The 16,867-nt window shown below is 63.9% G+C and carries 14 protein-coding genes, 1 pseudogene and 1 riboswitch; of the genes and pseudogenes, 7 read left to right on the forward strand and 8 right to left on the reverse strand.

The annotated features are described in order from the left end of the window. Positions 1-111: 111 nt before the first annotated feature. The gene (locus K2U94_RS05035) at positions 112-1,158 is read right to left on the reverse strand and encodes a glycosyltransferase family 4 protein (protein ID WP_243066168.1); all 1,047 of its coding nucleotides are present in this window, start codon (positions 1,156-1,158) and stop codon (positions 112-114) included. 265 nt (positions 1,159-1,423) lie between these two features. After that, positions 1,424-2,035: a response regulator transcription factor gene (locus K2U94_RS05040; RefSeq protein ID WP_243066169.1), complete on the reverse strand. Its 612-nt coding sequence runs from the start codon at positions 2,033-2,035 to the stop codon at positions 1,424-1,426. A 405-nt stretch (positions 2,036-2,440) separates the two neighbouring features. Between K2U94_RS05040 and K2U94_RS05045 the strand changes: the two genes are divergently transcribed. The 3 genes from K2U94_RS05045 (at position 2,441) to K2U94_RS05055 (ending at position 5,542) form a co-directional block, all read left to right on the forward strand. Next, complete coding sequence (locus tag K2U94_RS05045) at positions 2,441-4,015, forward strand: 2-isopropylmalate synthase (RefSeq protein ID WP_243066170.1); 1,575 nt, start codon at positions 2,441-2,443, stop codon at positions 4,013-4,015. A 108-nt stretch (positions 4,016-4,123) separates the two neighbouring features. Further along, positions 4,124-4,495, forward strand: coding sequence for a phage holin family protein (locus tag K2U94_RS05050; RefSeq protein ID WP_243066171.1), 372 nt, complete (start codon positions 4,124-4,126; stop codon positions 4,493-4,495). Positions 4,496-4,630: 135 nt separating this feature from the next. Next, positions 4,631-5,542, forward strand: a complete 912-nt coding sequence (locus K2U94_RS05055) for an SPFH domain-containing protein (protein ID WP_243066172.1) — start codon at positions 4,631-4,633, stop codon at positions 5,540-5,542. Between the two features lie 8 nt (positions 5,543-5,550). Here K2U94_RS05055 and K2U94_RS05060 read toward each other — a convergent pair whose 3' ends face one another. Then, positions 5,551-5,808 (reverse strand): YARHG domain-containing protein, encoded by a 258-nt coding sequence (locus K2U94_RS05060; RefSeq protein WP_243066173.1) that lies wholly within the window; start codon positions 5,806-5,808, stop codon positions 5,551-5,553. 180 nt (positions 5,809-5,988) lie between these two features. Continuing rightward, positions 5,989-6,167: riboswitch (cobalamin riboswitch) on the forward strand. 36 nt (positions 6,168-6,203) lie between these two features. Here K2U94_RS05060 and K2U94_RS05065 point away from each other — a divergent pair. Continuing rightward, positions 6,204-7,253 (forward strand): HoxN/HupN/NixA family nickel/cobalt transporter, encoded by a 1,050-nt coding sequence (locus K2U94_RS05065; RefSeq protein ID WP_243066174.1) that lies wholly within the window; start codon positions 6,204-6,206, stop codon positions 7,251-7,253. A 74-nt stretch (positions 7,254-7,327) separates the two neighbouring features. Here K2U94_RS05065 and cobD read toward each other — a convergent pair whose 3' ends face one another. Next, complete coding sequence (cobD, locus tag K2U94_RS05070) at positions 7,328-8,368, reverse strand: threonine-phosphate decarboxylase CobD (RefSeq protein ID WP_243066175.1); 1,041 nt, start codon at positions 8,366-8,368, stop codon at positions 7,328-7,330. Between cobD and cbiB the strand changes: the two genes are divergently transcribed. Further along, positions 8,367-9,341, forward strand: a complete 975-nt coding sequence (gene cbiB / locus K2U94_RS05075) for an adenosylcobinamide-phosphate synthase CbiB (RefSeq protein WP_243066176.1) — start codon at positions 8,367-8,369, stop codon at positions 9,339-9,341. The genes cobD and cbiB overlap by 2 nt on opposite strands. An 8-nt stretch (positions 9,342-9,349) precedes the next feature. Here cbiB and K2U94_RS05080 read toward each other — a convergent pair whose 3' ends face one another. Both K2U94_RS05080 and K2U94_RS05090 read right to left on the reverse strand, forming a co-directional pair. After that, a complete protein-coding gene (locus K2U94_RS05080; RefSeq protein WP_243066177.1) occupies positions 9,350-10,570 on the reverse strand; it encodes an alpha/beta hydrolase in 1,221 nt (406 codons plus the stop codon). Positions 10,571-11,013: 443 nt separating this feature from the next. Continuing rightward, positions 11,014-12,272 (reverse strand): IS3 family transposase gene (locus K2U94_RS05090; RefSeq protein WP_243065398.1). Its coding sequence is split into 2 segments (ribosomal slippage): positions 11,014-11,933 and positions 11,933-12,272, totalling 1,260 coding nucleotides; the frame shifts between segments, so codons are not numbered across the junction. A gap of 72 nt (positions 12,273-12,344) precedes the next feature. Here K2U94_RS05090 and K2U94_RS05095 point away from each other — a divergent pair. After that, a pseudogene (locus K2U94_RS05095) lies at positions 12,345-13,296 on the forward strand (IS110 family RNA-guided transposase); the annotation flags it as partial. Between the two features lie 351 nt (positions 13,297-13,647). Here the strand turns inward: K2U94_RS05095 and K2U94_RS05100 are convergent. Further along, positions 13,648-14,205, reverse strand: coding sequence for a DUF1003 domain-containing protein (locus tag K2U94_RS05100; RefSeq protein WP_243066178.1), 558 nt, complete (start codon positions 14,203-14,205; stop codon positions 13,648-13,650). An 84-nt stretch (positions 14,206-14,289) separates the two neighbouring features. Further along, on the reverse strand, positions 14,290-14,850 hold the full coding sequence (locus tag K2U94_RS05105; RefSeq protein WP_243066179.1) for a DUF1003 domain-containing protein: 561 nt from the start codon (positions 14,848-14,850) through the stop codon (positions 14,290-14,292). A gap of 151 nt (positions 14,851-15,001) precedes the next feature. Between K2U94_RS05105 and K2U94_RS05110 the strand changes: the two genes are divergently transcribed. Then, complete coding sequence (locus K2U94_RS05110; protein WP_243066180.1) at positions 15,002-16,819, forward strand: methylmalonyl-CoA mutase family protein; 1,818 nt, start codon at positions 15,002-15,004, stop codon at positions 16,817-16,819. Positions 16,820-16,867: the final 48 nt, after the last annotated feature.

Genomic DNA, 16,867 nt, shown 5'->3' on the forward strand with positions numbered 1-16,867 from the left:
ACAAAACGAGAACATCCGTTGGGCAGAAAAATCAACCGGCGCAATTTCCACTTTTTCCAATTTCCACTTTTTCCAATTTCCGCCTTTCGGCTCCGCCGCCTCCCGGCGGCTTTATTCATCCGCCCAGATTTTCCGATAGACGCCGATGATTTCCGCGACCTCGCGGTCGCGGTTGAAGGCGTCCATCACCCGCGCCCGCGCCCGTTCGCCGATCCCTTCGATCCTTTCAGGCTCGCGCATCAGCGGCTCGATCGAGGCGGACAGGGCGTCCACGTCGCCGGTCGGGGCCAGCACCCCGGTCACGCCGTCCTCGATCACCAGTTCCGCCGCGCCGGCGCGGGTCGCCACCACCGCATTGCCCGCCGCCATCGCCTCCAGCATGGTCAGGCCGAAACCCTCGACCCGCGAGGCGAAAACATAGATCGAAATGCGCTGGTACCACGCCGGCACCTCTTGAATCGGCAATTCGCCGAGAAAGCGGATGCGGTGCGAAAGGCCGGCGGCGGCGATATCCGCTTTCAGCCTGTCCACGAAAGGCGCGTTGTCCACCGTGATCAGGCCGACGATGACGGCGGTGAAATCGGGATATTTCGGCAGCAGCCGCAGCATGGCGGCGACGAAAAGGTCGATGCCCTTCTGCTTGCGCACCCGGCCGAAGACGCCGATCCCATATTTGCCCGGCAGGCCCGTCGCGGCGAAGGCGGCGGCGCGATCCTGCGGCGGCTTGTAGGCGTCGAGATCGATGCCGTGATGGATGACGGTCGCCGGGCGTTCGAGGAAAGACGCCGAAATCTCGCTGGTGGCGATGATCTCGTCCATCCGCGCGATCAGGAACCGGGTGAAGGCGGTATGGCGGCGCTGGCCGGCCGAATTGAAAATGAGCGCGAAGCGCCAGCCGAGCCATTTGAGCAGCAGGCCGACAACCATTTCGTCATTGCGGCGCGCGTGCCAGATGCGGGCGCGGTGGCGCTTTGGCGGTTGGAAGCGCAGACGCAGCAGGTCGAGAATGGAGAGGCGGGCAATGCCCTCCGGCGCGTCGGGGCCGAACCAGACGGCGTCGCGCTTCCGAGCGATCAGCGGCGCGATCGTGCGGTTGACCGCGGTGCCGCCCGAATAGCGGAAGCTCAGATTGGGAATGATGACTTCTATCTCGTCCAAAATCCGGTCCTCGACGGGCTGTTCCGGCGCCCGTCGGGGGCGAATAAACCATCGGCGGCATTTGCGAAACCCGCTTAATGGGCGAGGCCGCCTTTCGCGGAAGTAGGGGAAAATTTCCCGAAAATCCCGGGATTGTTTGAACTGTGCGGGATGGACGGCCAATGTTAAGAAAGGCGGGTCCTCCCAGGGACACGAAGGTTTGTTCCGAAACATGCCCGGCTGACGAGCGATTTTCCGTCCACGCGGCGGAAAATCGCTCTTTTCGTCAGGACTTCTGCGCTTCGAGCGCCGCCCGCATCAGATCCATCGAGGTGCGCGCGCCGAGCTTGGTTTTCAGCGCGGTGCAATTATTCGCGATCGTCTTGTAGGAGACGCCGAGCTTGTCGGCGATGGCGCCCATGGTTTCGCCGGCGGCGAGCAGGCGCACGATTTCGAGCTCACGCTGCGAAAGCTGCGCCAGCTTCTTGTCGAATTGGGCGAAGGCCATTTTCTGCGCCAGATCGCCGGGCAGATAGGTCCCGCCGGCCCAGACTTTTCGCAGGGCGGCGACGAAAAGGGAAGGATCGTCGTTCTTGGCGACATAGCCCTTGGCGCCGACCTTGATGGCGCGGGCGGCGAAGGCCGGGTCGTCGTTCATGCTGAACATGACGATGCGCGCCGCCGGGTCCTGGGCGAGGACGCGGGTCGCGAGTTCGAAGCCCGACACGCCGGGCAGGTTGATGTCGATCACCGCAACGTCCGGCGCTTGCGCGCCATAGGCGGCAAGGCCCGATTCGGCGTCACAGGCGTCGAAGACTTCCATGTCCGGCTCGGCCGAAAGCAGGGCCTTGCAGCCGGAAACGACGACCGGATGGTCATCGACGATCAGAACGCGCATGACGCGGCCTCCCTTCCGCGCTGAAACATGCGTTACACAGCGCGCAGGCGCAAGGCGCCGCTCGCGCGGGAAAAACGCCGAAGGTCTTGCCAAAAGGCGCGAAATCCCGTTATTAGAATTGTTCGTCCAAGTTTAGAGCCGCCCGTGTCCTTTGACGCTGACCAGATGCTGACGATGAAAGCCGGCGCTTTTCGCCCGGCGGCGTCGGCGCGCGCGCTCGCCGGAAATTTGCGCTCGACGCTTCTTCTTCTCCTTAGCAACCCCTGAGGGCCGGCCGGGCGTCGCCTGGGCGCTCAGGGGTGATTTCGCCGCAAGCCTTTACCGGCCCCGGCGCCGCACGCCGTCAAGCGCAACAGAACGGACGATGCGGAAGAGCCAAGGGGCGTCAATCGTCAGGAAAAGCCGATGACCGAGCAGAATTCTACTCAACCGCCGTCCAACCAGGACCGCGTCTTCATTTTCGACACCACTTTGCGCGATGGCGAGCAATGCCCCGGCGCCTCGATGACCTTCGAGGAAAAGCTGGAAGTCGCCGATGTTCTCGACGCTTTGGGCGTCGATATCATGGAGGCGGGCTTTCCGATCGCCTCGCAGGGCGATTTCGACTCCGTCGCCGAAATCGCCCGCCGGGTGAAGAACGCTTCCGTCTGCGGCCTGTCGCGCGCTTCCGTCAAAGACGTCGACCGTTGCGCCGAGGCGGTGCGCCATGCGCGCGTTCCGCGCATCCACACCTTCATTTCGACCTCGCCGGTCCATATGAAATACAAGCTGCAGATGGAGCCGGAAAAGGTTCTGGAACTGATCGCCTCTTCGGTGACGCGGGCGCGTAATCACGTCGAATTCGTCGAATGGTCGGCGGAGGACGGCACCCGCACCGAGCACGATTTCCTGTGTCGCGCGGTCGAGACCGCGATCGACGCCGGCGCGACCACCATCAACATTCCCGACACCGTCGGCTATACCACGCCGGACGAATATCGCGCTCTGTTCGAAATGGTGCGTTCGCGCGTGCCCAATGCCGACAAGGCGATCTTTTCGGTCCATTGCCACAATGATCTGGGTCTGGCCGTCGCCAATTCCATCGCCGGGGTCAAGGGCGGCGCGCGTCAGATCGAATGCACGATCAACGGCATCGGCGAGCGCGCGGGCAATGCGGCGCTGGAAGAAATCGTCATGGCGATGCGCACCCGCGCCGACACGCTGCCCTATGTCAACAACATCGACACGAAGCTGCTGACTCGTGCGTCAAAGCTGGTGTCGGCGGTGACCTCCTTCCCGGTGCAATACAACAAGGCCATCGTCGGCCGGAACGCCTTCGCCCATGAAAGCGGCATTCACCAGGACGGCATGCTGAAGAACGCCCATACTTACGAGATCATGACGCCGGAATCGGTCGGCGTGCAGAAGACCTCGCTGGTGATGGGCAAGCATTCCGGCCGTCACGCCTTCAGGGAAAAGCTGAAGGAGCTGGGCTATGACCTGGGCGAGAATGGGCTGGAAATCGCCTTCACCCGCTTCAAGGATTTGGCCGACCGCAAGAAGATTGTCTATGACGAGGACATCGTCGCTCTGGTCGATGACGAGATCGCCAACGCTCATGAACGGATCAAGGTGGTCGAATTGACCGTTGTCGCCGGCACCAAGGGACCGCAGAAGGCGGCCCTGACGCTGGACGTCGACGGCGAGTTGAAGACCCATCAGGCGACGGGAAACGGCCCGGTGGACGCGATCTTCAACGCCATTCACGCCTTGACGCCGCATGACGCCAGGCTGGAGCTCTATCAGGTCCATGCGGTCACCGAAGGCACGGACGCGCAGGCTGAAGTCACCGTGCGCCTGTCGGAAGACGGCAATGTCGTCTCCGGCCGGGGCGCCGATCCGGACACTCTGGTCGCCTCGGCGCGCGCCTATGTCTCGGCGCTGAACAAGATTTTCGCCAAGCGCGGGCGCGGACCGCTGGAGGCCGTGGCGTCCCTGTAATCCGGAGCGCCGCCCGCGGCGCTCGCGGGCGGCGCTTTCCCACGGACTTGAACTCGGCCCTGGCGTCTTCGCTCCGGCGTCCTATCTAAGGGACGTCCGGAGGCTGTCATGATCGGATTTCTGCTTCGCGCCGCCATCGTTGCGCTCGGTCTCTGGGTGGCTTCGCGCATTGTCCCGGGGATTGGTTTCAATTCGACCGAAACCCTGGTTTTGGCGGCGATTTTGCTCGGAATCGCCAACGCCATCGTCCGGCCGGTCCTGATCGTCCTCACCCTCCCGATCACGATTCTGACCCTCGGGCTGTTCCTTCTGGTCGTTAACGGTCTGATGATCGAGCTTGTCGCGCATCTGCTTGACGGTTTCGTCGTCAGTGGTTTTGGCGCGGCGATCCTGGCTTCGCTGGTGGTCACCATCGTAAGCTGGGTCGTCTCCTGGTCGGTCGGACCGAGCGGTTTCGAAGTCATGGTCGTGAGGCGCTGACGCGTTCCGAGCATATTTTATTTGGCGCGCCGTGAGAAAAGCCGGCTGTCGGCTGTTCAGGTAAAGGCTGTGTAAGATTCAGCATGTAGTGTCCTGCCGGTTTGCCCTCTCGCAAACGGGTCGGGGGACGCGCTTATGGAATATGTGTTTTCCTTTCTGGTCTCCGTCGTCGCCTTTTTGGCGTTGATGGCGGCTTTGGGGAGCTTTTTCACCGTCCAGACCGCGCAGGTCGCGGTCATCACCCGCTTCAACCGCTATTTGCGGGTCGCCCAGGCCGGATTGAACTGGAAGGTTCCCTTCATCGACAAGGTCGACGGAAGGTTGAGCCTGCGCGTCGAACAATTGTCGCTGACCATGGAGACCAAGACGAAAGACAATGTCTTCGTCACCATTCCGATCTCCGTCCAGACCCGGGTGCGGCCGGAAAAGGCCTATGAGGCTTATTACGCCTTGGCCGATCCCCAGGCGCAGATTCAGTCCTATGTCGAACAGGTCGTGCTCGGCCATGTGCCCGGTATGATGCTCGACGAGGTTTTCGCCAGCCAATCGAGCATAGCCGCGGCGGTCAAGCATGAGCTCGACGTCGATATGGCCGGGTTCGGCTATGAAATCGTCAATGTCCTGGTCACCGACATTATTCCCGACGCCAAGGTCAAATCGGCGATGAACGACATCAACGCCGCCCAGCGCGAGCAGGTCGCGGCGGCGGCGCGCGGCGAGGCCGACAAGATTCTGGTCGTGAAAAAGGCCGAGGCCGAAGCCGAGAGCAAGGCGCTGCAAGGCCAGGGCATCGCCAATCAGCGCAAGGCGATCATCGACGGCCTGCGCGGTTCGATCGAGGAGTTCCAGAAATCGGTCGGCGACGCCAGCGCCAAGGAGGTCATGCAGCTCGTGCTGGTGACCCAATATTTCGACACGCTCAAAGCGATCGGCGAACAGGACAAGACCAACACCTTGTTCATCTCCCATGCGCCGGGCGCGGTGCAGTCTTTCTCGGAACAGATGCTCCAGGCGATCACCGCGAACGAGGCGCGAAAGCAGGCGTGAGCCTGGCCTCAGCGCGAGCAGCCCTTGCCGCGCTCGACCGCTTGAATGGTCGGGACATTGGCGCGCTCGAAACGATTGAGCGGGACGTCGCGCACGTCGTCATAGCGGCAGCCGGCGTTGCCGAAGGTCCGGATGGCGCGCGGCGTCGTGAAGCAATAGCCGTGCTCCTTGTAGATCGAATTGCGCATCACATAGAGGAATTCGCAATTTGGTCCGTCATACAGGTCTTGGGCGCGAAAAAAATTGCGGTCGGTGCAGCCGAACACATCGTAACAATCGGCCCGTGCAGCCCCCGCGCCGAGGCAGAGCGCGGCGGCGAGGAGGGCGGGCGAGCGGACGCATGGCGTCCTCCCCGTCGGAACATTGGGCCAAGCTTAGTCCTTCGCGTCTGGCAAGACAAATGGGCAATCGCCTGTTCGCGGATTTGCGCAAGAGCTTCGGCTCCGTTACAACATTCGCGCGACGGTTCCTTCGGGAAGAATAGGGAACGGGGTGAAAATCCCCGGCTGCCCCCGCAACTGTCAGCGGCGAGCTTTTGCCATTTTGACCACTGGAGCGATCTGGGAAGGTCGGTTGAAGCGTTAGACCCGCGAGCCAGGAGACCTGCCGTCGCCGTCGTCCCATAGGGGCCGGCGAACATACCGGCGCATACGAGGGTGTTATGCAGGGTCTTTCCCAATTCTTCGCAGGGCGCGGGCCGCTGCGCCAAAAACTTTATCTTTTGTTCGGCGGGCTCGTGTTCGCCAATGTCGCCGCATGGGCCTGGGCTCTGGCGGTTTTTCACGATCGCCCCGTGCTGCTGGGCTCGGCGGTGCTGGCTTTTTCGCTCGGCCTGCGCCATGCGGTGGACGCCGACCATATTGCGGCGATCGATAATTCCACCCGCAAATTGATGCAGGAAGGCCAGAGGCCGGTCGCGGTCGGCCTGTTCTTCTCGCTCGGCCATTCGACCGTCGTTGCTCTGCTGTCGATCGCCGTCGGCTTCGCGACGGCGACGATCAGCGCGCATTTCGCGCAGTTCAAATCCATCGGCTCCGTCATCGGAACCAGCGCCTCGGCTTTGTTCCTGCTTCTGCTGGCTTTGTTCAACCTTCTGGTCTTCCTGTCGGTCTGGAAGAGTTTTCAGGCCTTGCGGCGCGGCGAAAGAGTCTCGGACGAGGATTTCGACCTCCTGCTCAACCAGCGCGGCTTTCTGTCCCGCCTGTTCCGCCCGGTCTTCGCCATGGTGCGCAAAAGCTGGCATCTCTATTTCGTCGGCTTGCTGTTCGGCCTCGGCTTCGACACGGCGACCGAAGTGGCTTTGTTCGGCATTTCCGCGACCCAGGCCGCCAATGGCGCGTCTTTCGCGAATCTGCTGGTCTTTCCGGTCCTGTTCACCGCCGGCATGTCGCTCGTCGACAGCGCCGACGGCGCCCTTATGCTCGGCGCCTATGGTTGGGCCTATATGAAGCCGGTGCGCAAAATCTATTACAACCTCACCATCACGGCGGTTTCGGTTCTCGTCGCCCTCGCTGTGGGTGGGATCGAGACTTTGGGTTTGATCGGCAACAAATTGGAGCTGCACGGGGCCTTCTGGGACGCCGTCGGCGTGCTCAACGATAACTTCGGCCTGCTCGGCTATGGCATCATCGGTCTCTTCATCGCAAGCTGGCTGATTTCGATCGCCATCTACCGGCTCAAGGGTTTTGACAGACTCGAAGCCGAAGTTTAGGCGAACGCCCCTGCTGTTGCGCAGGCTCGCTCTGAGTTGGATTGCTCTGCTGCTCTCGCGATGACGGCGCCGTGCTATGGATTTGCTTTGTGGATGGACGCCAGGACATCGGCGAGCCTTCCGAAATCGGCGTCGCCGTCAGGCGCGCCGAAGCGCAGCCAGTCCGGCCTTTCCGCGAAGGGTCGGGTCAGCACGCCCGCATCGCACAGGCGCAGGAAAATCTCGCGCGCCGTGTCATGGCGCGCCAGGCGGAACAGCGGCGTTCCGCCGAGGATTTCGAACCCGGCGCCGCGCAGGAGCGCGTCGAGCCGGGCGCAATCTTCCGCGAGGCGCGCGGCGCTTTCGGTCAACCAGGCGTCATCCTGATAGGTCTCGATCCCGATTTCGACCGCGACCCCGCTCACCGCCCAGGGGCCGAGCGCGGCGCGCATGCGCTCGACCGGGGCGCGGTCGCCGAGGGCGAAGCCCAGCCGCAGGCCGGCAAGGCCAAAAGTCTTGCCGAAGGACCGCAAGACGATCAGGCCCGGCGCCGGGGGCAGCGGCGCGACACTGTTTTCGCGCGGCAGGAAGTCCATGAAAGCCTCGTCCACGATCAGGCTTCTGCCGCGCATCCCCATGTCATGGGCGAGGGCGTTCAGCGCGCCCGCGTCGCACAGGCGGCCGTCCGGATTGTTCGGATTGACGACGATAGCGGCGTCGGCGCCTGCCAGTTCGTCGAGCTTTCGGCAGGTTGTGACCTCGGCGCCGCTCGCGGCCCAGACGCGGGCGTGTTCCGAATAAGTGAAGCCCAATACGGCGATTTTCTTCGCGCCGACGACGCGCGGAAGGAGCTGGATCAGCGCCTGCGTCCCCGGGGCGGCCACGATTCCCGCCGCCGGATCGGCTCCAAAGCTTTGCGCCGCCGCCTCTTCCAGCGCCGCGATGCGTTCGGCTTCGGGCAGGCGGGCGTAAGCCTTCATGTCCGGCGGCGTGAAGGGATAGGGCGTCGGATTGATCCCGGTGGAGAGATCGAGCCAGGGTTCCGGCGCATGGGGGAACAGGCGGCGCGCGGCGGTGAGCCCGCCGCCGTGATAGGCTAGCGCGCCCACGTCAGAACGAATCGCCCCATCGCTCATGTTCTCCGCCTATTCCCTTGAGCTGGCCTTCGCCGCGCTGCTCGTCGAAGCCCTTTTCGGCTATCCTGCGCCGGTTTACGAGGCCATCCGCCATCCGGTGAACTGGATCGGCGCCCTTATCGCGCGGCTGGAGCAAATGCTCAACCGGGCGGATTTGCCCGACGATGCGCGCAAGGCGGCGGGCGTGCTGGCGCTTCTCGTCACGCTCGCGGCGAGCGTGCTGGCCGCCGGCATTGTGACCGACTGGACGCCGAAAAACGGGTTCGGCTTCCTTTTGCTCGCTGTCGTCGCGTCGTCGCTCGTCGCCCAGCGCAGCCTGCACGACCATGTCGCGGCCGTGGCCGAGGCCCTGGAGCGTGAAGGGCTCGAAGGCGGGCGCGCCAAGGTGGCGAAGATCGTCGGCCGTGACGTCGCCGCGCTCGACGCCGCCGGCGTCGCGCGCGCGGCGGTGGAAAGTCTGGCGGAGAATTTTTCCGACGGCGTGGTCGCCCCGGCCCTGTGGATCGCAGCCTTCGGCCTGAAGGGCGGCGCGCTCTACAAGGCGGTCAATACCGCAGATTCGATGATCGGCCACAAAAATGCGCGTTATCTCGAATTCGGCTGGGCGGCGGCGCGTTTCGACGATCTCATCAATCTGCCCGCCTCGCGGCTGGCGGTTCTGTGGCTCATCCTCGCCGCCGCCTTTACCCGCGGCGCGGAGTGGCGCGACGCCTGGACCGCGGTCCGGCGCGACGCGCCAAAACATCGCTCGCCCAACGCCGGCTGGCCGGAGGCGGCGATGGCCGGCGCGCTCGGCTTCAAACTCGCTGGCCCGCGTGTCTATGGCGGCATGGCGGTGGACGACGTTTACATGGGCGACGGCCGCGCCGCGCTCGATGCCGCCGACATCCGCCGGGCGCTCACCCTTTACCGCCGCGCCTGCGCGGCGCAGATGCTCGCGCTCCTGCTGCCTTTGGCGGCGCTGGCGCGCTGATCTTTTCCCTATTTCTGCGCGGCGGCCTCGACCGGCGCGGCGGTCTGGACCGATCCGGCGGCCGGCGCCGACGAAGCGGCGGGCGGCGGCAGGGCTTCGGTGGTGATCTGGCCGGGCGGCGGGCGCGGTGTGCGGTCGGCGCCGGCGTCGATCACGCTCTGCACGTTGGCGTCGGCCGGGCGCGGCTTTTCGATCCGCGCTCCGATCTGGCGCACGACCTGCGGCGCGTCGGCGTAAACGTCATGGCCGATGAAATTGGTGGAGAGGCTTGATATGTCGTAAACGCCGACGCCGAGGTTCTGGATCAGCTCGCGGTCGTGGTCCGAACCGGGATCGAGCGAGCCGAGGCGGCGGTCGCCCTGAAGGCTCGCCGAAAGCTGCAATGCGCGGTCGTTCTTGGAGACATAGACCGAAAAATGGGAAGGATCGAGCGGTTCGAGTTGCTGGCGAAACACCGAGAGATCGATGTCCGGCGCCGCCAGCATGACATTGCCGAGCTTGCCGTGCAGGTCGGGCGAACCGGAAAGAGCCGCTTCGTTCAGAGCCTCCATCGTCAGCCAGGTTCCCATGGAATGGGCGATGATCTGGACGCGCCCGACGCCAGGCGTCGCCGCGATCGTTTCCAGCAGTTTGCGGCAGGCGTCGCGCGAGGCCATGGCGCTTTCCTTGTCCGCGCCATAGGCCAGAAGCTGCGCCTTGGAGGGCCAGGTGAACAGAACCGGGACGCCGCCGAATCTGGTGTCCACCACGATCTGCGCCAGCCGGAAGCGGGCGTCGTCGAGCGAGGTGTTGAAGCCATGGACATAGACCAGCACGTCGCGATTGACGCCGATCCGTCCCGAAAGCTGCGCCGCGAGCTGCTCGCGGAAGGCGGAGGCGTCGAGGTCGCTCTGCCGGCTCACCACGAAATGATGTTCGGGATTGGCGCCGCCGAAGGCCGGCCGTTCGATGGCGCCCGGCTTGTGGTCGGGCGGAACGGAAATGAAATCGAGCGCATAGCGCGCCTTGGCGCCGGGCGTGAGTTCGTTCGAACGATCGCCGCCCCGGCGGGTCGAGGCGACGAAAATTGCGACATTATAGGCCCTTTGCTCCTGCCCGCCACCGAACAGGGCGCCGACGCCGCCGAAACTGAAATTGAATCCGTCGCCGGCGAACGCCGCGCTTCCCGGCGCCGTGACCAGAACCAGAACGGCCGCCGCCGCCCGCAAGAGTTTGAACTTCCGCCGCACTTTTCATTCCCTCGCCGCAACCGGGGTGCTGCAACGCAGCAAGCGCCCACGAGATTAATCAAAGGTAAATCGCACGCGCCTTTTTCAAACATGGGTGATCGCCCAGAAAGGCGGCGAGAATGGGACCTTTGGAAAACGCACGGCGATCGGGGATTTAGGGCGGCCTTCGAGCGGATGCGAAGCGCCGGCTCCATCTGATCAAGAGACGACCTAGATGGGGTAACGGGCCGCCGCCAATGCGGTCTGGCGGGAAGAGGTGGTCGTCCTTCAAAATGATGGTGTGAACAACGGAGTCGGGCTTTGACCTGCTCCAAACATCATTGAGGGACGACCATGGATTATTATGCTGGAATTGATGTCTCATTGGAAGCGTCGAGCGTTTGCGTGGTCGATTCTGACGGCCGGATCGTGCGCGAGGCGAAAGTGCTGAGTGTTGTAGCCCCTTAAGTTTCGGACAGACACTCTCCGGCTTCGGCGGCCAAGCGATCCGCGATGAACTCGCGGGGTGAACGATAGCCAAGCGCGCGATGCGGATGGCGTGTGTTGTAATGCTCGAACCACGACGGCAGCAAGCGGATCACGGTTTCGGCGTCCGGCAGTGGCGACACGCGCGCGTAATCGCGTTTGATCGTGCGGACGAAGGCTTCGGCCATTCCATTCGATTGGGGGCTTTCGACCGGCGTGGTCAGCGGCTCAAGGCCGATTTCGCGGGCAAAATGTTTCGTGTCGCCAGCGATGTAGCAAGACCCGTTGTCGGTCAGCCATTCGATCGGGCTGGGCAGGCGATTGACCGGGCCAAAGCGATATTCGACGGCGCTGACCATCAGGTCGCGGATGTCCTCGCCCTTGACGCCCGCCGTCGTGGCGACATGGCCGAGGGCTTCCCGGTCGCAGCAATCAAGCGCGAAGGCGACGCGGACTTTTTCGGCATTGTCGCAAGCGATCTCGAAGCCGTCGGAACACCAACGCAGGTTGGAGCGCAGAACGGCGATCTTGCCGTCATGCCGGCGGTTTTCGCCGCCGCCGGCATGACGTTGAAGCAACAGGCCGTGCGCCCTCATCACCCGATAAACCCGCTTGCGGTTGACCGGCGCCGCGCCCTCGGCGCGTCTTTTGCGGCGCAGGTCGGCCCACACGCGGGCGTAGCCCCAGGACGGCTGTTCGGCGATGATCCCCTTGATCTCGCAGAGCAGATCGTCTTCCGGCAGGGGCGGTCGGCCCATGCGTTTGGCCGCGCCGCCGGCAATGCGCGCGGCGACATTCGAGCGGGCGACGCCGAGGGTTTCGCAGACGGCCTTCATCGCGAACCGTCCCGTGGATTGAGCGTCGGCAGCGACAACGACCGCAACATCCGTTTTTTTGAGCCTACGGCGACTTCAAGCGCCTCTTTGAGGATTTCGGCCTCCATCGACTTCTTGCCGAGCAGGCGCTGCAGTTCGCGCACCTGGTCGACCAAAGCCCTGTAGGCGGACGCCGGAACGACGTCCTCCTCGGCCTGCGTCGCGGTCAGGGCGCCTTGGTTCGCCAGCCGCCGCCAGGTGAACAGCTGATTGGGGGCGATGCCGTGACGGCGCGCGACAAGGCTAACCGTCATGCCCGGCTCCATCGTCTCGGCAATGATCGCCAATTTCTCCGCCGACGTGCGCCGACGCCGTCGTTCTCGGCCCGGCAGGACCTCACTCTTCGGATTGTCACCAGTCATAAACACCACATTACTCCTACCTCTTAGCGAAGTGGGAGTGCCTGTCCGGCGACTTACGGGGCTATTTCACTGAGCGAGCCTGAAATGTTGATCGCATGGTTTGGCGGGCTTGGTGTTGGGCTTTCCCGGATCGGACTGGAGGCGGGTCCGTTGTCGCAATGGCTTTACGCGGCGATGAAAAAGGCAGGCTTGGCGGTGGAGCTTTTGGAGACGCGCCATGTGCGCGACGCCTTCAAGGCGATGCCGGTCAAAACCGACCGCAAGGACGGGCGCGGGATTGCGCAATTGATGCGGCTTGGCTGGTTCCGTTCGGTTCACTGCAAGTCGATGTCGGCGCAGGAGGTTCGCGCTTTGCTGACCGCGCGCAAACTGGTCCAGTCGAAGCTGATCGACATGGAGATGAGCCTGCGCGGAATATTGCGCGGTTTTGGCCTTAAGGTCGGGGCGACGAAGCCAAACCGGTTCGGCGGCCGGATTGAGGAACTGGTCGCGGGCCATGCGACATTGGAGACCGTCGCCAGGGCGCTGCTGGCGGCGCATGAGGTTTTGCTGCGTGAGTTGAAGGGGTTTGAGAAGCGCGTGCGGACGATGGCGCGCGATGACAAGCGGGTGGCGGCTATTGATGTCGGCGCCAGGCGTCGGCGTCGTCGTGGGGCTGACCTATGTCGCGGCGATCGACGATCCCGGCCGGTTCAAGTCCTCCAAACAGGTGGGGCCGCATTTTGGACTGACGCCAAAGAAATATCAGTCCGGCGAAAAGGACATCAGCGGCCGGATCAGCAAGATCGGCGACGCCTCGGTGCGCACGGCTCTTTACGAGGCCGCTCATATTATTCTGACGCGGCCGATCAAGGGAGCGAGCACGCTGAAAAGCTGGGCGATGAAATTGGCCAGGCGGGCGGGAATGAAAAAGGCGAAGGTGGCGCTGGCGCGCAAGCTCGGCGTCATCCTGCACCGGATGTGGGTCGATGGAACCCCGTTCGCAGGCGAGCCGGCCGGCGCGCTCAGGCCTGCGTCCGCATAGGAGGATACGAGAAACAGTTTTCGGGCGGGTCGCAACACCAGCCTTCCCGAAGCGAAGTCCCTTCGCCGGGACGATGGACGAGGTCAGACCGTGGAATGCTCCGTGGCGGCAACGACCACGCGCAACTAGATTGGCCGGCCTCATCCTCATCTAATCCCATCAGGTGGCGGCCATGCGCCGACCACGGACAGAAGAGTGACCCGGCGAGAGGATAGCGCAAAACGGGATTGACTAACCGAGGCCCGTTACAGAAGAGCATTCTTCCGATTCGGAACGAACGGAAAATGCTCTGGCTCATTGTTTTAACGCATATTCTTATCCAAAAAGTCTGCAACTTTTTGGGAATATGCTCTAGCTCTTTGCCGCCACGCGGTCGCGCGCCTCGACGGTCAGCGCTTCGATGCGCTCCCCCAATTGATAGACGTTGTGGGTCAAAGCGATGTTGTGCTGCGCCAGTTCGTTGATCCGCTCGGTCAATTTGTTGTTCAGCTCCAGCATTTCGACTAGGAGGCAGGTCTGCTTGCGCATCTCCTCCTGGCGGTCCTCGCTGATCTTGTGGAGTTCCTCGCGATGCAGGGCGTCGGCCTCGCTATGCGCCTTGTCGCGGTCGGCCTGCCTTGTCTGCGCCAGCAGGATCAGCGGCGCCGCATAAGCGGCCTGGAGAGAAAAGGCGAGATTGAGCAGGATGAAGGGATAGATGTCGAAATGGGTCCAGCCGGCGAGATTTATTCCCATCCAGGCCACGACGATGACGGACTGCCCGATCAGAAAGGTCGGCGTGCCGAAGAAGCGGGCGAAGCCCTCGGCTTTGAGTGCGAACCAGTCGTCGCCGAAGACGGAGTTGAGATGGGCGTGGGGGACGTGAAAGCGCCAGTAATGCCCTCCGGACAATTTCTGCGAATCGCTCACGGCGAACTCCTCCTGATCCAAATTCAGCCGGCCCGCCACGGCCGGGCGTTGTTTTGCGACACCGGGGCTCGGCTGCGACGCCCTTCAGGCCTTCGCCGCCGACAGACGGTCGCGGAGATCGACGGTCAGGGCCTCGATGCGCTCCGCCAGCTCATGGACGGCGCCGGTCAAGGCGATGTTCTGCTGCGCCAGATTATTGATCTGTTCGGTCAATTTGTTGTTCTGGGCCATCATATCGACCAGGAGACAGGACTGCCGGTGCATTTCCTGCTGGCGTTCGTCGCTGACCTTGTGAAGTTCCTCGCGATGCAGGGCGTCGGCCTCGCTATGAGCCTTGTCGCGATCCGCCTGCCTTGTCTGCGCCAGCAGGATCAGCGGCGCCGCATAGGCGGCCTGGAGCGAAAAGGCGAGGTTGAGCAGGATGAAGGGATAGACGTCGAATTTGGTCCAGCCCGCGAGATTGATTCCTATCCAGGCCATGACAATCACGGTCTGCGCGATCAGAAAGGTGGGCGTGCCGAAGAAGCGGGCGAAGGCCTCGGCCCTGAGCGCGAACCAGTCGTCGCCGAAAACCGAGTTGAGATGGCCGTGCGGGACGTGAAAGCGCCAAGGCCTGCGGTCCGCTATGGATTGCAATTCGCTCATGGGAAGCCTCTTCCGTAATTTCGCGCAACATGCCACAGGCGCGGCGGGGACCGCCATCGCCTTCTCCGGCGGCCCGCGCCTTCGACAAAGGACATCTGGCGCCGCAGCGCGCAAAATGGCAAAAGGGCTCAAACGCTTCAGGAGACCAAGCATGGCAGCGACCGAGCAAGCCGCGCCCTTCACCGACGCCTTCCCCGCCGCATCCAAGGAGCAATGGCGCCAGAAGGTTGAAGCCACCCTCAAAGGGGCGCCGCTGCAGAAGCTCGTTGGCAGGACCTATGATGGTTCGGACGTCCAGCCGCTCTATCCTCGCGCAGCCGGGAAGCCCCGCGCCTTCCGCGCCGCGGGCGACTGGTCGGTTGTCGCCCGCCTCGACCATCCCGAGGCCGCCGCCGCCAATGACCTCGCCCTGACCGATCTCGAAAACGGCGCCGACGGGCTGCAGATCGTCTTTGCCGGCTCGCTCGGCGCCTGCGGCTTCGGCCTCAAGGACAGCGCGGCTTTAGGCGCGGCGCTCGATGGCGTTCATCTCGACGCCGGCCTGCGCGTCGTGCTCGACCTCCCGGCCGAAGGGCAGGCGCCGGTCGCGGCTCTGCTCGATCTCGTCGCCGCGCGCGGCTATGATCCCGCAAAACTCGACATTTCCGTCGGGCTCGATCCGATCGGCGCGGCGGGAGCGCGCGGCTCCGCGCTCGACTGGAGCCGGGAGGGGCCGAAACTCGCGGAACAGGCGAAAAATCTCGCCGCAAAAGGCTTTGCCAAAAACCTGATCTGCGCCGACGGCCGCGTGGTCCATGCCGCCGGCGGCTCGCCCGCCCAGGAACTGGCCTTTGCGCTGGCCTCCGCCCTCGCCGCGCTCCGGGCGCTGGAAGCGGCCGACGTCGATCTCGACGACGCGAGAAAAATGATCGAATTCCGCCTCGCCGCCGACGCCGACGAATTTTTGACCATCGCCAAGTTCCGCGCTTTGCGCCGGCAGTGGGCGGGGATCGAGCGCGCCTGCGGCCTCGAAGCGAAGCCCATCCGCATCCATGCCGAAACCGCGTGGCGGATGATGACGCGGCGCGATCCCTGGGTGAACCTGCTGCGCGCCACTGTCGCGGTGTTCTCGGCCGGGCTCGGTGGCGCCGATTCGGTCTCGGTCCTGCCCTTCACCCAGGCGCTCGGCCTGCCAGACGCCTTCGCCCGCCGCCTCGCCCGCAACACCCAGCTGGTGCTTCTGGAAGAGTCCAATCTCGGCAAGGTCGCCGACCCCGCCGCGGGCGCCGGGGGGCTCGAGGCTTTGACCGATGCTTTGGTCGAGCGCTCCTATGCCCTGTTCCAGGATGTCGAGAAAACCGGGGGCCTGCCCAGGGCGCTCGAAAGCGGCGCCTTTCAGGCGGAGGTGGCGAGGACGGCGGAAAGCAGGACGACCAATGTCGCGCGCCGCAAGGAGGCGCTGACCGGCGTCAGCGAATTTCCCGACATCCACGAGAAACAGGTCGCTGTGCTTTTGCCCGCGCCGGCTGCGCCTGCGGCGGGCGAAAAGGCGCTGGCGCCGCATCGCGTCGCGGAGCCTTTCGAGGCCTTGCGCGACCTGGCTGAGTCGCATTCTTCGCGGCCGAAAATTTTCCTCGCCAATCTCGGTCCGGTCGCGGCCTTTACTGCCCGCGCCACTTTCGCCAAGAATTTCTTCGAGGCGGGCGGCATTGAGGCGCTCGGCAATGACGGCTTCGCCGACGGGGCCGCGCTCGCCGAGGGTTTCAAGGCCAGCGGCGCCAAGCTCGCGGTGCTGTGCTCCTCCGACACGGTCTATGCCGAGAGAGGACTGGAGGCGGCAAAAGCCCTCGCCGAGGCCGGGGCGCATCTTTATCTCGCCGGGCGTCCCGGCGAGATGGAGACGCAATGGCGCGCGGCCGGCGTCCGCAATTTTATCTTCGTCGGCGCCGATGTGCTGACGCAATTGCGCGAGGCTTTGCAGGCGGCGTGACTTTTTTGCGGCGCCCGGGAAAATTTCGCGCCGGGTGAAGCATATGAT

Source organism: Candidatus Rhodoblastus alkanivorans (genome assembly GCF_022760755.1).
GTDB classification, from domain to species: domain Bacteria; phylum Pseudomonadota; class Alphaproteobacteria; order Rhizobiales; family Beijerinckiaceae; genus Rhodoblastus; species Rhodoblastus alkanivorans.

Coding starts and splice junctions, on each gene's coding strand:
- K2U94_RS05105 (WP_243066179.1), bottom strand. CDS start 14,850: ATGAGCGAATTGCAATCCATAGCGGACCGCAGGCCTTGGCGCTTTCAC.
- K2U94_RS05040 (WP_243066169.1), bottom strand. CDS start 2,035: ATGCGCGTTCTGATCGTCGATGACCATCCGGTCGTCGTTTCCGGCTGC.
- K2U94_RS05050 (WP_243066171.1), top strand. CDS start 4,124: ATGATCGGATTTCTGCTTCGCGCCGCCATCGTTGCGCTCGGTCTCTGG.
- K2U94_RS05045 (WP_243066170.1), top strand. CDS start 2,441: ATGACCGAGCAGAATTCTACTCAACCGCCGTCCAACCAGGACCGCGTC.
- K2U94_RS05110 (WP_243066180.1), top strand. CDS start 15,002: ATGGCAGCGACCGAGCAAGCCGCGCCCTTCACCGACGCCTTCCCCGCC.
- K2U94_RS05065 (WP_243066174.1), top strand. CDS start 6,204: ATGCAGGGTCTTTCCCAATTCTTCGCAGGGCGCGGGCCGCTGCGCCAA.
- cbiB (WP_243066176.1), top strand. CDS start 8,367: ATGTTCTCCGCCTATTCCCTTGAGCTGGCCTTCGCCGCGCTGCTCGTC.
- K2U94_RS05055 (WP_243066172.1), top strand. CDS start 4,631: ATGGAATATGTGTTTTCCTTTCTGGTCTCCGTCGTCGCCTTTTTGGCG.
- cobD (WP_243066175.1), bottom strand. CDS start 8,368: ATGAGCGATGGGGCGATTCGTTCTGACGTGGGCGCGCTAGCCTATCAC.